The following is a 14,149-nucleotide window of genomic DNA, read 5'->3' as shown; positions in this document are numbered from 1 at the left end:
CATAAACTGGCGAGAGATCGCAAGGAAATCTAATTATAATGGGGTTGAAAAAGTAAAATTTAAAAAAACTTTTGACTACACCCGCGAAACGGAGGAATTCGATGAACCCGCTGCGAGTTGGAATGATCGGTTACAAGTTTATGGGCAAAGCCCACAGCAACGCCTATCGGGCGCTGCCGATGTTTTTCCCCGACGCTTTAAAGCCGGAGATGGCTGTATTATGCGGCCGTAACGAAGAAGCGGTGCAAGAGGCGGCCAATCGTCTGGGCTGGCGCGAAACGACCACGGATTGGCGAGCGCTCGTCGCCAGAGACGATATCGACCTGATCGACATCAATGCCCCCAGCGACGCCCATAAGGAAATCGCACTTGCGGCAGCTCAGGCGGGAAAGCATATTTTTTGCGAGAAACCGTTAGCGCTTACATTGCAGGATGCCCGGGAGATGCTTGCTGCGGCCGAAGCTGCCGGCGTCGCTCATATGGTTGGCTTCAACTACCGCTTCTCGCCGGCTGTCCGGTTGGCTAAGGAGCTGGTACAGAGCGGCCGGCTTGGCCGGATCTACCATTTCCGGGCCTGGTTCCTGCAGGATTGGGTCATGGACCCGTCCTTCCCGCTGGTTTGGCGGCTGCAGAAGGACATTGCTGGATCGGGGGCGCATGGAGATCTAGGGGCCCATCTGATCGATCTGGCCCACTATCTGGTTGGAGACATCCAGGAAGTGATCGGCATGAGCGAGACGTTTATCAAGGAACGGCCGCTCGCTGAGAATATGACCGGCCTTAGCGCCAAAAGCAGCGCAGATGCGCCGAAGGGGCCGGTCACGGTCGATGACGCCACGCTGTTCCTGGCCCGGTTCACCAACGGCGCGCTAGGCAGCTTTGAGGCAACGCGGTTTGCCGCCGGCCACCGCTCGACCAATGCTTTTGAAATCAACGGCAGCCTGGGCAGCGTGAAATTCGACTTCGAGCGGATGAATGAGCTTGAGGTGTACTTCACCTCCGACGACGCCGATGTCCAGGGCTTCCGGCGCGTACTTGCCACCGATCCGGCCCACGCTTATGCCGAAGCTTGGTGGCCGCCGGGGCACACGATCGGGTTCGAGCATACGTTTACGCACGAGGTGCTGGAGCTGACTTCGGCCATTCGCGAAGGCCGTGGGCCGGTGCCGAGCTTCCGTGAAGGCGTTCAATGCCAGGCCGTGCTGGAAGCGGTGGAACGCTCGATTGCGGAGCGGCGCTGGGTCGGCATTTCCGAAATGTGATAGGCACAGGGTCATGGGGTGTGGCCGTTTAGGCCGCGCCGGATTGCAGGTGGGTCCGCGGGTATTGCGGAATGCGGCACATTCTGCTGGGGTCCACGGAATGCGACCCGTTCCGCGGGGTGACCTGCGGAATCGGTCCCCATCCGGCATCCCACATCCGGTGTTCCCCATCCAGCGGCCTAACGGACCACAGCGACCTTATTTGTCTATTTCCCGGCTATTTCCCGCTGTAACGGACTCCAATGACCTTATGGAGCGATTGTGGCGAACGTTCAGCTGCTTTTTCCCGAAATAAGGTCTCCTCAGTCCGTTAGAATTCGCAGATGTACAAGCATAAGTCGATAACGTCTCTGGTGTCCGTTAGCTTTTTAAACAATTTATCAGGAGAGAAGGAATCGAGAAATGAAAAAAGCATTAATCGTCTGGGGCGGCTGGGACGGGCATGAGCCGGAGCAGGTTGCTGGCATCTTCGCCGGCGTTTTGCGAGAGCACGCCTTTGAGGTGGAGGTCTCCGATACGCTGGAGGCTTTTGCCGATGCAGAAAAGCTCCTGGGTCTTGATCTGATTGTCCCGGTGTGGACGATGGGAACGATTGCTCAAGAGTTGGTTAATAACGTATCCGCGGCGGTACAGGCCGGAACCGGATTGGCTGGCTGCCACGGAGGGATGTGTGATTCGTTCCGCAACAATGTCGATTGGCAATTTATGACCGGCGGACAATGGGTGGCCCATCCGGGTAATGACGGAGTCGAGTACAAGGTAGAGATTATCGCCAATTCCAGCCCGCTGGTGGAGGGGATCGAAGACTTTTACGTCAAAACGGAGCAGTATTACCTGCATGTCGATCCTGCCGTTGAAGTGCTGGCCACCACCCGCTTCCCGGTCGTTGACGGGCCTCATCGCCTGAATAAGCCGGTGGATATGCCGGTCGTATGGACCAAGCGCTGGGGGGTTGGACGAGTGTACTATAACTCGCTGGGACATCACGCCGACATCGTCGACCTGCCTCCGGTGAAGGAAATGATGACCCGCGGGATGCTGTGGGCGGCGGAAGGCAAACGGCTTGCCGTCGAGTCTCTAGGTGAAAATGCGCTGAGTCACAGCAATTATACGGGCATGGGGGACAGCCAATAATGGACAAAATCAAAGTAGGAATTATCGGCTGCGGCAAAATCAGCGGCATCTACATGGAAAATTGCGCAAAGTTCGAGGCGCTCGAACTCGTAGCCTGCGCCGATCTCGACCTGAACCGGGCGCAGGAGCAGGCCAAGCAATATAACGTCCCCCGTGCCTGCACGGTCGACGAGCTGCTGCAGGATCCTGACATCCAGATCGTGATAAATCTGACGATTCCGGCGGCCCATGCCGAGGTTTGCCTGAAAGCGCTGGAAGCCGGCAAACATGTATACGTGGAGAAGCCGCTGGCTGTGACCCGCGAGGAAGGCTTGGCCGTTCTCGCAGCGGCCCGCGAGCGCGAGCTGATGGTTGGCAGCGCGCCGGAAACGTTCTTTGGTGCCGGAATCCAAACGGCACTGAAGCTCATCCAGGACGGGGCGATCGGCCGGCCGGTCTCGGCAGCGGCGTTTATGATGAGCCGCGGCCATGAGTTTTGGCATCCGGACCCGGAATTTTATTACGCCAAAGGCGGCGGCCCGATGTTTGATATGGGCCCCTACTATTTGACCGCACTCATCCAGCTGCTGGGTCCTATTAAGCGGATCGCCGGTATGACCGGCAAAGCGCTGGAGCAGCGCACAATCACCAGCGAGAAAAAGTACGGGCAAAAGATTCAGGTCGAAGTCCCGACCCATGTCACGGGCACGCTGGAGTTTGCGCAAGGCGCTATTGCTACGCTCACGACCAGCTTTGATATTTTTGGCGGCAGTACGTTACCGCCGATCGAAATCCACGGGACGGAAGGCACCTTGCTCGTTCCCGATCCTAACTCCTTTGGCGGCCCGGTGAAGCTCCGCCGGATCGGCGAGGAAGCCTGGACCGAGGTGCCGCTCCTGCCCGGCTACGCCGAGAACAGCCGCGGCATCGGCCCGGCCGATATGGCCAGCGCTTTACTGCACGGGCGTCCGCACCGCGCCACCGGCGAGCTTGCCTACCATGTGCTTGAGGCCATGTGGGGCTTCCACGATGCTTCCGATGCGGGAAGCTACTATGAAATGCAGAGCACTTGCACCCCGCCGGCAGCGTTGCCGCTGGATCTAAAGCCGTATCGGCTCGACTAACCGGACACCGGCACTAAGCCAAAACGAAACGCCAAGAAACCCCGACTTGATCAAGTTCGGGGTTTCTTTTTTTTGCGAATAGCCCAATCTCTGCACCCCATATCGTTGTTGAACAGCGATGATGGAGAGGAATGGGGAGAACGATGGCTGAGCGAATACAACAACCCTTTATTTTTGTGTCGATCCGGGCATCAACAACGATTCGAAATTTCATTATTCTGGATCTGATCACCGGAAACCGGGTTGTACTACCTGATCAAGCTGGCGACCGCCAGCGTGCTGCTGGGCTCAATGGGAAGCGCCGTGGGAACAGAGGTCATGAAGCGGATTCCCGTGATGAGGCTGTTCCAAATGAATCGCAGCATCATGCCTGTAAAAAAAGGCTGACCGCCGACTCACCGGCGATCCGCCTTTTTTCATCCGGCGGGTTCCACCCCGCCGAGTATTACAACACCGCCGACGTACCGCCGTCGATGTTGACCGCTGTGCCCGTCACATATGACGCCGCTTCGGACACCAGGAAGGCGATGACCTTCGCCGCCTCCTCCGCCTGACCGATTCGGCCTAGCGGGATGCCATGGCGAGGATCCGTTGCAAATTGCTCCCAAGTGAGCTCGGGCGCGGTTTGACGCCATTTCCGTTCGATTTGGTCGCTGCGGACAAGCCCGATGCACACCGCGTTCACGCGGATCCGGTCGGCCGCCAAATCCTTGCTCATCGCCTTCGTTAACGCCAACCCCGCTGCCCGGCTGACCGATGTTGGCAATGAGGAAGCCCCAGGTGTTTTGCCGCCTATGGCAGTGACGTTCAGAATCGCTCCGCCCCCCGCTTTACGCAGATGGGGGAGCGCTGCCCGGGAGAAATTCACCGCGCCAAGCAGCTTCAGGTCCAAGTCCGCGCCCCAAGCTTCGGCCTCCACCTTCTCAAACGGGGCCGCCGCCGAGGTGCCTGCATTATTTACGAGAATATCGAGTCCGCCAAAATGCTGGGCCGCTTGCTCAACAACCCGGCGGGCGTCATCGCCCGAAGTGACGTCGGCGACAAGGACAAGCGGTTCCGTCCCCGTCTTCTCGCGGATGGCCGCAGCCGCTTCCTGCAGCGGCCCTTCGTTCCGCGCCACGATGGCGACCTGGGCGCCTTCCGCAGCCAACGTGAGGGCGGTTGCCAGCCCAATGCCTTTGCTGCCGCCGGTAATGATTGCCCGTTTCCCTCTCAATCCAAGATCCACGCGAATCCCTCCTCGACGATATTTTTATGATCAACGTGTATTGATTAGGATCATCCTTTGGCCTTCAGATACTCCGCTTTATAAGCAGCGGCTTTCTGGGCGATCAACGACAAGTCGCCCCGCTTCACCGCTTCGTTTGTCAAATCCGAGCCGATCCCCACAGCGACCGCGCCCGCTTGGATCCATTCGCCGAGGTTCGCCAGCGAGACCCCGCCGGTTGGCATAATATTTGCCTGCGGCAACGGCCCTTTGATCGCCTTGATCATCGACGGGTCGTACAAATTGCCCGGGAACAGCTTCACGATGTCCGCCCCCAGCTCCAGCGCCTCCTGGATTTCCTTGATCGTCATACATCCAGGCATGACCGGGATCCGGTACCGGTTACACAGCATCACCGTGTCACGATTCAAGGAAGGCCCAACGACGAACTGAGCGCCGCTTAAGATCGCAGCCCGCGCCGTTTCGGGATCCAGCACCGTGCCCACGCCGATGATCGCATAACGGGATTCGTCCTGGGCGTCCCAGCTGTATTTACGCGCCAATTCCTCGATCGCCCGCAAAGCAAACGGAACCGTCATCGTCACTTCGATGACCTTAATCCCGCCGGCAATGGCCTGCTCGGCCATTTGTACGACTTCCTCCGGGGTTTCTCCGCGCAGGACGGCGACAACGCCTTCCTGTACGATTTTTTGCACAAGCTGCAGCTTCTTCATTCCCTAACCCTCTTTCTCCTAATCGTTGTACTTTTTGCCCCTTACAATGAAAAAGAATACGACTCCAAATCCACACGCTCGCCGTTTACCCATCGATCCCCTGGAAGCCCGGGACCTTTGACGCTTAGAGTAAGCTGGACTCCCTCGGCATAGGTGGTATAGGAGGCATCGATCCGACCGGTCCTATCGTCGGCTGTGAAGCGTGGGGCGTGGGACTTCATAGTTAATACGAAATCGTCTAGACCCGCGATTCCCCGCTCGCCTGCTTCCGGAAGGCCCATCGCTTCCACCACAACACCAACGTAGCGGCCTTCCGCCTCGACCTGGAGATAGCCGTCCCGCTCCCGCACCTGATAATCACTCGACACATATACGGCAAAAAACGTCTCTTCAACCTTTCCGAATATACCATTCGCTGTAAATCGCCATTCTCCTTCCGGAAGCACGCCATTGACCTGCCCAGGCACACCCTCCGGCAGCGGGTAGACCGCCACCACGACGTTGTGATAATACAACACTTCCGTCCATTCGCTCTGATGGCGCGGGTCGTAGCCGCTAAGATCATACCCTTTGCCGGGATGGAAAAAATACAGCTGATTTCCTTTCTCCCCGCGGACCGGCAAGCTGTACAGCCAACGTAGCTGCTCATTGTCGAATTCCTCGACTCTCTCCCACAGCCCACCTGCCGCGAAGTGGTTGGTCAGATAGGCATAGGAATGCAGCCGCTGCTTGACGCCGCCGATCTCCTTGAGGATGGCCGCCTTGGACTCGGCAGGCTTACTTCGCTCCAATGCCCGCAGCCGAGCTGACGCAGGAGCTTCATAGAATAGAAGCCCGGCATACTCGGTGCGCGGCATCGCTTCCGGCAGCTCGAAATCGCCGAATTGCACATAATCGTGCAGCACGTTCGCATCCCGCGGCGCATCATGCAGCCAACCGCGGGCATGGGCACCAACCCATGATCCCTTGAAATAATAGGTGGCCCGAAGGGTCCATAGATGATTTAACATCTCAGACAGCTCGGCCTTTACCTCCGCATCGCCCATCAGCGCCCAAGCGCAGGTGAACGCCTGAACCCAGTGCCAAAACCACGGCAACGCGCCGTATTCGGCCATACCCTTAAGCCGTAAACGGGCCAACGTTTGCCGTAAGCATTCCCTGCCGTCCGCGAACAATGTCGCATCTCCGTAACGCTGCCCCAAGATCAGCTTCGCGGCCGTATACTTCGCCTCATGATGGTTGTATTCCCGTAAAGGTTTGCGATAGAAGCCGCTGCGATAGACATGCGACAACGCGTCCTCGAAGCGGGCGGCCAACTCCGGGCTCAGCTCTTCCCCATAGCAGTGCATGAAATACGCCATCAAGCTGCCCATGAGCTCGACCGGGAGCACATGCGGCTTGGCCCGCTCCGGTGTCGGATCCAATCCGAGCGGCCAGTGTCCATATGTCGGGCTGGACGTCTCCTGGTCCTGCAGCTGAAGCACGCGCAGCAGCACCCGCTCCGCCAGCCGCCGGCCTTCCGTCCGATCAAACGGCGGCGTTTCGTCCGGATCTACGGCGGCAGCAAATAAATAGGAGGCGTAATAATAGTTGTCCCGGATATCGCCATGAAACCACAGTCCGCTGTCCAGAAGCGGCTGCCGCCAGGCGGTTGCTGCGGCTTTTCGGACGATTGTCTTCATTCGAGCTTGATCCAGACTCATCAAAACGTACCCCTTCCCCCACATCCTACCATGGTTCCCTCAGCTGCTTAAAGCCGGTGAATCCACGATTTCCTACGGTAAACTTCCGAATTCCGGCATCTTCATCCTAGATGGAGCAATATGGTGTGCCCTCTTGCCAAATGAACCTAAATGGATTAATCTGAACGTATATGAACATTATACACCAAAATGAACGTGTAAAGGAGAGATTTTACATGGAACGTCGTTACGCTTCGCATCCCCAAGAGGTCAAGCAATTTGATACCGACCGTTTACGCAAGGAATTCCACATTCCTACCTTGTTTACGCCGGATCGATTGGAGCTGGTGCTCACGCACGAAGACCGGCTGATTATCGGCGGCGCGGCTCCGGTGCAGCAGGATGTCAAACTGGAAACGGATCTCAAGGAGCTAGGCGTCTCCTACTTCCTCGAACGGCGCGAGCTTGGAGCCATTAATGTTGGCGGACCAGGATCCATTATTGTCGACGGAACGGAATACGAGCTGAACAACAAGGATTGCTTGTACGTCGGCAAGGGTTCGCGTGAAGTGATTTTCCGAAGCAAGGATGCCTCGAAGCCAGCGAAGTTCTATTTGAATTCGGCACCGGCCCACAAGGAATTCCCTACGGCAAAAACAACGCTGGCGGAAGCGGAATCCGGAGCGCTTGGTTCGATCGAAAATTCCAATGAGCGCACGATTCACCGGTTCATCCACGAGAACGGCATTCAAAGCTCCCAACTCGTGATGGGGATGACTCAGCTCAAGACCGGCAACATGTGGAATACGATGCCTGCCCATGTCCATCCGCGCCGGATGGAGGCTTATATGTACTTCGATCTGGCAGAGGACGCTGTCGTCTTTCACCTGATGGGCGAGCCCAACGAAACCCGGCATATCGTTGTGCGTAACGAGCAAGCTGTCATCTCGCCGAGCTGGTCGATTCACAGCGGGGTAGGAACCAGCAATTATACGTTTATTTGGGGCATGGCCGGCGACAACAAAGCTTATGCGGACATGGACGCCGTTCCGATGAAAGACTTGAGATAAGAAAGACAGTACTGACGCATGAAACTGAGATGTAACATTTGACGCGGGTTTTCATAGATCGTCGAAAAAACTTTTTCGCAATCCCGTGCTGGACAAGGCAAAAACACTATGCGATAATAGTGTGGGAACCTGTGGGGGGGGGCGAAATCTTTATGACTCAGGACTCGGAGCTGTTAGCTGGACGGATATTTACCAAGCAAGAGTTGGAAGATATCAAGTACATCGTACGCCGGTTCAAGCACTTAACCCGAACAGAGTTGGCACATACCATCTGTGAGGGGCTTGAATGGTTCGCTCCTAACGGAAAGTATAAGCGAGATGCCTGTATGGCATTGCTTGAGAAGTTGGAAGCCAAGGGTGAGATTGTTCTTCCGGCAAAGCGGAAGACGGTCGTTCGTAATCCTTATGTTCCTTTCGCGCAAAGTGATGAACTTCAGGAGCAAGCAGTTCTTTCCGGCACTGTATCTCAATATGCCCCAATCGCTTTGGAACCCGTTCAAGACCAAGCCGATGTTCGCCTTTGGAACAGTTTCATTGAACGTTACCACATGCTGGGCTACAAACGCCCGTTTGGCGCCCATCAGCGCTACTTTATCTGGTCAAGCGCCGAACCGAAGCGTCGGCTCGGATGTCTGCTGTTTTCTGCGTCGGCATGGGCCTTGGCTGAACGCGACAACTGGATTGGCTGGAGCAGGGAAGACCGCAGCCAGCGTTTGCATCTGGTCGTGAACAATACTCGGTTTCTCATCTTTCCATGGGTGAAGATCAAGAACCTGGCGAGCAAAGCGCTGGCGATAGCATCATGCCAAATCGTCGTCGATTGGCAGGAGCGATACGGCTATGCACCCGTACTGCTGGAGACATTCGTGGACACGGCGCATTACGCAGGGACGTGTTACCGGGCGGCCAATTGGATCGATCTTGGTCTTACCGCCGGACGGGGGCGCATGGACCGAACACACGAGCATGCGCTAAGCCGGAAACGCATCTTTGTCTATCCGCTGCGGCGGGATTTTCGAGCGCAGCTGTGTTCGCTGCCCGTATCCGGGGGTGAGCGGGATGAGTAAACCGGTGTCCGCAGCCCAGTTACGCCGCAAAGCCAAAAGAAGAAGCCAGAAGATGCTCCGAGTCCGTCAGCAGAAGCAGGGCATAGCCATGCCGCGTAAAGCAACGCTTCCGAATCGCAACAGCATATGGAAGACGCCGGAAGAGGAAAAGGCGGGAAGACAGCAGGCGGTGGAGGGAACCCTGAACGTATTCCGGCAACTGCTGCCGGGGCTGCTGCATGACCTGGGGAAGATCGAGGATCCGCGCCATCCCAACAAAGTCAAGCACAAGCTCACCGTGCTGATGCTGTACGGGATACTGGCGTTTGTGTTTCAATATGCGTCGCGGCGGGAAGCCGGACGCGAGATGAGCCGTCCTGTGCTGTACGAGAATCTAAAGGCGTTGTTTCCCGAACTGGAAAGTTTGCCGCATCACGATACGCTGTGCCGGTTGCTGGAGCGGATCGAAGTACAGGAGATTGAGCAGGCGCACCTGAAGCTGCTTCGGCGGCTCATCCGAAGCAAAAAGTTTCGAAACGATCTGGTGAAGAAACGATATCTGATCGCGGTAGACGGCACACAAAAATTGGTGACGCAAACGTGTTTGTCCGAAGAGCAACTGCACCGGAAACCGGGCGGCAAAGAAGAGCCGGAATACTATGTGTATCTGCTGGAAGCGAAGCTGGTGTTTCCCAGCGGGTTGGTGTTGCCGCTGATGAGCGAATTTCTGGATAACACGGTCGATGAAGGGAGCAGCAAACAGGATTGTGAATTAAAGGCGTTTTACCGGCTGGCGGCACGACTGAAAGCGGCGTTTCCCCGCTTGCCCGTGACGCTTCTGCTGGATGGCTTGTATGCCAACGGTCCGGTGATGGCGCTTTGCCGCAAAAACCGGTGGGAATTTATGATCGTGCTGCAGAACGATTCGCTGCTGAGCGTATGGAAGGAAGCACATGCGCTCATGAAGCTCCATCCGGAGCAGACCGTCACCCGCACTTGGAAGGGGAGAGCCCAGACATTCCGGTATACGAATGACATCGAATACGTTTATGGCTCCAATGAACGGTTGAAGCAGACCGTACACGTCGTCGTCTGTGAAGAAACGTGGGAAGAAGCAGATGAGCAGGCCAAGATCGTCACGAAAACCTCCCGCCATGCCTGGCTTTCCAGCGAACCGCTCCATGAGCGCAACCTGCATGTGCGTTGCAACGTGATGGCCCGGAGCCGCTGGGGACTGGAGAACGACATCCTGCAAGAGAAACGGCAAGGGTACCAGTACGAGCATGTTTTCGCCTATGATTGGAACGCGATGAGAGGATACCACTACCTTATGCATCTGGCCCATTTGATGAATGAACTGGCCGGACTGGTTGAAGTTGTGGCGGCATTAACTTCTCAGTTCGGCATTCGCGGATTTCTTCGGCTGCTGCGGGAAACGATTGCGAGTCCGTGGTTAGACCTCGTACGGATGCGGGAACTTCAGGAACAGAAGAGGTACCTGCGTTTTGCTTCATGACCTGCAAATGTGCATAAAGAATCCAAGAGTGCGACGCAACACGTCTGTCCATTATAAGGAAAAAAAGTACGCTCAAAGAAGAAAGTACATCACGAGAAGGTGGTGATGCAGCCGTACAGCCGGATATTTTCCGGAAAAGTTCATAGGATACCCCGTAAAAACGGCATTTTAGCCATTCGCAAGACCTACAAACATTTTCATGCGTCAGCTGTGTAAGAAAGAGTGAAAGCTTGCATGAATCCAATTCGACGTTATGAAAAAATTATGGAGGTTCTACTGACGCAAAAGGAAGTGACGGTGGCAGAATTAAGCGAAAGCTTGGGCGTGACCGGCAAGACGATCCGGGAGGATCTCGCCAAGCTGGAGGAGCAAGGGCTGCTGGTGCGCGTACACGGCGGAGCAATGCTCGCCCAAAGCGACCAGTACGGCATTTTGCCGTCCAAAGAGCCGCTGACCAAGCATGCGGAGGAGAAAAGGGACATCGCCCGCCTCGCCCTCAATCACATTCAAGAGGGTGATATCCTCGCACTGGACGGGGGCAGCACAACGCTGGAGATCGCCCGGCGGTTAGAGAATCGCCCGCTTACCGTTGTCACGAACGACGTGTATATCATCAGCGAGCTGGCAGCCAAAGACCAGATTCGTCTGGTCGTCCCCGGAGGCTACCGCGTCCGCAACATGCTGGCCGGTCCCGAATCGGCGGCGTACGTGCGTCAGTTGAATATCCAGAAAGCCTTTATCTCGGCAACCGGCATCCATCCGGAACACGGACTGTCGATTTATACCGGTGATTTGATCGACTTCAAGCGGGCTTTGATCGAAACGTCCCGCGAGGCGATCGCCGTCTTAAACCATCAAAAGTTCGGGCAGACGGCGCTCCGCACCTTCGCCTCGCTGAGCGAGATCTCGCGTATCCTCACCGATCGGGGCCTACCCGCAGAGTCTGCACTACCGTATGAACGTGCCGGCGTAACGATCGAATACGCAACGAAATAAACGAAAGCGGTTTGATGGGAGGAGCGTAAACATATGCATCAACTTTTTGACTTAACGGGCAAAACCGCCCTGGTTACCGGGGCTTCCGGCGGACTAGGCCAGGGGATTGCAGTCGGACTAGCCGAAGCCGGGGCCGACGTCGTATGCGTCTCTCGCACCAGCAGTGCTGAAACGGTCAGCCAAATTACAGCCTTAGGCCGGAAAACGACGGAAATCGTTGTCGACCTCAGCGAGCATGACAAGCTGCAGGAAACCTTTGATGAAGCGCTCCAATTAACGGGGGCGGTCGACATTCTGGTAAACAACGCCGGGATTATCCGCCGGACACCAGCGAAGGATCACAGCGAAAAGGATTGGATCGACGTCATCCAACTGAACTTGAACACCGTGTTCTTGCTCTCGCAGATCGCCGGACGCCATATGATTGAACGCGGCAGCGGCAAAATCATTAATATCTGCTCGATGCTCTCCTACCAAGGCGGGATCAACGTGCCCGGCTATACGGCCAGCAAGCATGGGGTCGCCGGCTTAACGAAGGCATTCGCCAACGAATGGGCTTCCTATGGCGTACAGGTGAATGGCATCGCACCCGGCTACATGGTAACGGACAATACCGCGCAAATCCGGGCCGACGAGAACCGGAGGGCTTCGATCACGGATCGGATTCCTGCCGGGCGTTGGGGAACGCCGGAGGATCTAAAAGGGCCGGCCGTCTTCCTCGCCTCCGCCGCCTCAGACTATATGAACGGCCATATCCTTTGCGTTGATGGAGGATGGATGGCGCGGTAATATCATCGAATTTCGCCTGCCTTATTGGCAGGCTTTTTCTATGATGGGGCATTTCGTAATCTTGCTTTTCCTTTCGCTTCCCGTGGCGCCGTGATCTTGGTCAAGGTATACTAGGGCTGGGGGTGAAGCCATGACAATCCATACCGGGTCCCGGACTTACCAGACCGCAAACGATGCCCAGTGGCAAGCGATTCTCGCCAATGATGCTGCACAGGACGGCCAATTCTTCTACGCGGTGGTCAGCACGGGCATCTTCTGCCGCCCGTCCTGTAAATCAAGGCCGCCTAAGCGGGAGAACGTTCTCGTCTTTGCTACTGCGGAGCAAGCGCGTGCTGCCCATTTCCGCCCCTGCAAACGCTGCAAGCCGGAAGGACAGCGGTTGCCAGATCAGGAATGGGTCGAACAGATCGCGGACTATATCAACCGCCACTACCAAGACAAGCTCACCCTGGAGACGTTGGCTGAAGCGTGCCACGGCAGCCCGTACCATCTGCAACGAACGTTCAAACGGGTCATGCGAATGACGCCAACGGAATACCTGGTGCGACGGCGAATCGATGAGGCGAAGCACGCTTTGGCTGAATCTGAATCGCAGCGGACCGTTGCTGAGATCGCCCAAGAAGTGGGGATTGGCAGCGCCGCCTATTTGATCACCCTGTTCAAGAAAATCACCGGCATCACGCCTAACGAATACCGCAAAATGCAAACGGAGGTGTAAGCTCCATGACAATCGTTCAGTCCCCGCCGTTATACTGGTCACAGCTCCAGGAACCTGCTTGGAGCCTATATCTCGCCGCTACCGAACAAGGCCTGGCGTTCGTTGGCTCATCCGGCGGTTCTTTTGAGGAGCTGACCGCCTGGGCGGGCCAACGTTTCCCCGGCCGTCTGCTTGCGCAAGATGACCGCCGGCTGGCTCCCTATGCTTCCGAGCTGGCGGCCTATTTTCGCGGTGAACTCCAACGTTTTACCCTCCCTTTCGACTTGCACGGAACTCCGTTCCAGCAAGACGTCTGGCAGGCGTTATGCTCGATTCCGTTCGGGCAAACCCGCTCTTACTCCGACATTGCTGAGTCGATCGGTAAACCCGCTGCCGTCCGTGCAGTAGGCACGGCGATTGGGGCGAATCCGCTGCTTATCACGATTCCATGCCATCGCGTGATCGGCAAGAACGGGGCGCTTACCGGCTACCGCGGCGGCCTGGAGATGAAGATGCGGCTGCTGGAGCTGGAACATGCCGCTTTAGGCGGAGGCGGGCGGTGAATCCCAACGGCCACCCGCGGGTAGTTGCCGCCTATATGACGCCCAAGACACTGCTTAATATAGGGACCGGATTCCTGTCCCACTACTCTCATTCGCTGAGGCTGGGCATCCGCTCGATCTATGAACAGCTGGGCCTCGAATCCTGGTATTCACCGGACGCCTACCGAATCGTGTATGAGCGCCTGCTGCAAGTTTTTCCCGATCATCAAGTATTTCTTAGTCAGGAGGGGTTCGCCCCATAAGTAAGCAAAACCGCCGGAGACGAGGCTCCCGCGGTTTTATCATTACCTAAGAAAATGATCACGTTAACATTAAAGCCCAAACGACAACCGTTCACAGCAAAGGATCCA

The 14,149-nt window shown here is 56.5% G+C and carries 15 protein-coding genes and 1 pseudogene; 12 read left to right on the top strand and 4 right to left on the bottom strand.

From position 1 onward, the window contains the following. The first annotated feature begins 101 nt into the window (after window positions 1–101). Window positions 102–1,262, top strand: a complete 1,161-nt coding sequence (locus ACL02P_RS02340; RefSeq protein ID WP_009224161.1) for a Gfo/Idh/MocA family protein — start codon at window positions 102–104, stop codon at window positions 1,260–1,262. 28 nt (window positions 1,263–1,290) lie between these two features. Here the strand turns inward: ACL02P_RS02340 and ACL02P_RS02335 are convergent, their stop codons facing one another. Beyond that, window positions 1,291–1,419 (bottom strand): hypothetical protein, encoded by a 129-nt coding sequence (locus ACL02P_RS02335; protein ID WP_260071459.1) that lies wholly within the window; start codon window positions 1,417–1,419, stop codon window positions 1,291–1,293. A 245-nt stretch (window positions 1,420–1,664) separates the two neighbouring features. Between ACL02P_RS02335 and ACL02P_RS02330 the strand changes: the two genes are divergently transcribed. From ACL02P_RS02330 to ACL02P_RS02320, 3 genes are all read left to right on the top strand, one after another. Next, a complete protein-coding gene (locus ACL02P_RS02330; RefSeq protein WP_009224162.1) occupies window positions 1,665–2,396 on the top strand; it encodes a ThuA domain-containing protein in 732 nt (243 codons plus the stop codon). Continuing rightward, window positions 2,396–3,499, top strand: a complete 1,104-nt coding sequence (locus ACL02P_RS02325; protein WP_009224163.1) for a Gfo/Idh/MocA family protein — start codon at window positions 2,396–2,398, stop codon at window positions 3,497–3,499. The genes ACL02P_RS02330 and ACL02P_RS02325 overlap by 1 nt, the downstream gene beginning before the upstream one ends. Before the next feature lie 243 nt (window positions 3,500–3,742). After that, window positions 3,743–3,886 carry a hypothetical protein gene (locus ACL02P_RS02320; protein ID WP_009224164.1) on the top strand — a complete coding sequence of 48 codons (144 nt, stop codon included), beginning with the start codon at window positions 3,743–3,745 and terminating at the stop codon, window positions 3,884–3,886. Between the two features lie 58 nt (window positions 3,887–3,944). Here ACL02P_RS02320 and ACL02P_RS02315 read toward each other — a convergent pair whose 3' ends face one another. Genes ACL02P_RS02315 through ACL02P_RS02305 form a run of 3 tightly spaced genes read right to left on the bottom strand, consistent with a single transcriptional unit; the run spans window position 3,945 to window position 7,143 of the window. After that, entirely contained in the window at window positions 3,945–4,727 is a 783-nt protein-coding gene (locus tag ACL02P_RS02315; protein ID WP_412836761.1) for an SDR family NAD(P)-dependent oxidoreductase, read from the bottom strand. 50 nt (window positions 4,728–4,777) lie between these two features. Continuing rightward, the gene (locus ACL02P_RS02310) at window positions 4,778–5,440 is read right to left on the bottom strand and encodes a bifunctional 2-keto-4-hydroxyglutarate aldolase/2-keto-3-deoxy-6-phosphogluconate aldolase (protein ID WP_412836760.1); all 663 of its coding nucleotides are present in this window, start codon (window positions 5,438–5,440) and stop codon (window positions 4,778–4,780) included. A 41-nt stretch (window positions 5,441–5,481) separates the two neighbouring features. Beyond that, the gene (locus ACL02P_RS02305) at window positions 5,482–7,143 is read right to left on the bottom strand and encodes a hypothetical protein (RefSeq protein WP_412836759.1); all 1,662 of its coding nucleotides are present in this window, start codon (window positions 7,141–7,143) and stop codon (window positions 5,482–5,484) included. Window positions 7,144–7,358: 215 nt separating this feature from the next. On the opposite strand from ACL02P_RS02305, the gene kduI reads away from it, so the two are divergent. The 8 genes and pseudogenes from kduI to ACL02P_RS02265 all read left to right on the top strand — a co-directional run. Beyond that, window positions 7,359–8,192: a 5-dehydro-4-deoxy-D-glucuronate isomerase gene (gene kduI, locus ACL02P_RS02300; RefSeq protein ID WP_036644622.1), complete on the top strand. Its 834-nt coding sequence runs from the start codon at window positions 7,359–7,361 to the stop codon at window positions 8,190–8,192. Between the two features lie 152 nt (window positions 8,193–8,344). Beyond that, window positions 8,345–9,259, top strand: coding sequence for a DUF4338 domain-containing protein (locus tag ACL02P_RS02295; protein ID WP_412836711.1), 915 nt, complete (start codon window positions 8,345–8,347; stop codon window positions 9,257–9,259). Continuing rightward, on the top strand, window positions 9,252–10,754 hold the full coding sequence (locus ACL02P_RS02290; protein WP_412836758.1) for a transposase family protein: 1,503 nt from the start codon (window positions 9,252–9,254) through the stop codon (window positions 10,752–10,754). Before ACL02P_RS02295 ends, ACL02P_RS02290 begins: the two co-directional genes overlap by 8 nt. Before the next feature lie 234 nt (window positions 10,755–10,988). Then, a complete protein-coding gene (locus tag ACL02P_RS02285; protein ID WP_036644623.1) occupies window positions 10,989–11,750 on the top strand; it encodes a DeoR/GlpR family DNA-binding transcription regulator in 762 nt (253 codons plus the stop codon). 33 nt (window positions 11,751–11,783) lie between these two features. After that, window positions 11,784–12,539, top strand: a complete 756-nt coding sequence (kduD, locus tag ACL02P_RS02280) for a 2-dehydro-3-deoxy-D-gluconate 5-dehydrogenase KduD (RefSeq protein ID WP_412836757.1) — start codon at window positions 11,784–11,786, stop codon at window positions 12,537–12,539. 130 nt (window positions 12,540–12,669) lie between these two features. Continuing rightward, a complete protein-coding gene (locus ACL02P_RS02275; RefSeq protein ID WP_009224171.1) occupies window positions 12,670–13,257 on the top strand; it encodes a bifunctional transcriptional activator/DNA repair enzyme AdaA in 588 nt (195 codons plus the stop codon). 5 nt (window positions 13,258–13,262) lie between these two features. After that, window positions 13,263–13,799 carry a methylated-DNA--[protein]-cysteine S-methyltransferase gene (locus tag ACL02P_RS02270; protein WP_009224172.1) on the top strand — a complete coding sequence of 179 codons (537 nt, stop codon included), beginning with the start codon at window positions 13,263–13,265 and terminating at the stop codon, window positions 13,797–13,799. A 98-nt stretch (window positions 13,800–13,897) separates the two neighbouring features. Then, window positions 13,898–14,041, top strand: a pseudogene (locus ACL02P_RS02265) (radical SAM protein); the annotation flags it as partial. Window positions 14,042–14,149: the final 108 nt, after the last annotated feature.

Origin of the sequence: Paenibacillus sp. MB22_1 (assembly GCF_047200555.1) — a bacterium.
Lineage (GTDB): Bacteria > Bacillota > Bacilli > Paenibacillales > Paenibacillaceae > Fontibacillus > Fontibacillus phoenicis.
This window is presented reverse-complemented; position numbering and strand designations above follow the sequence as displayed.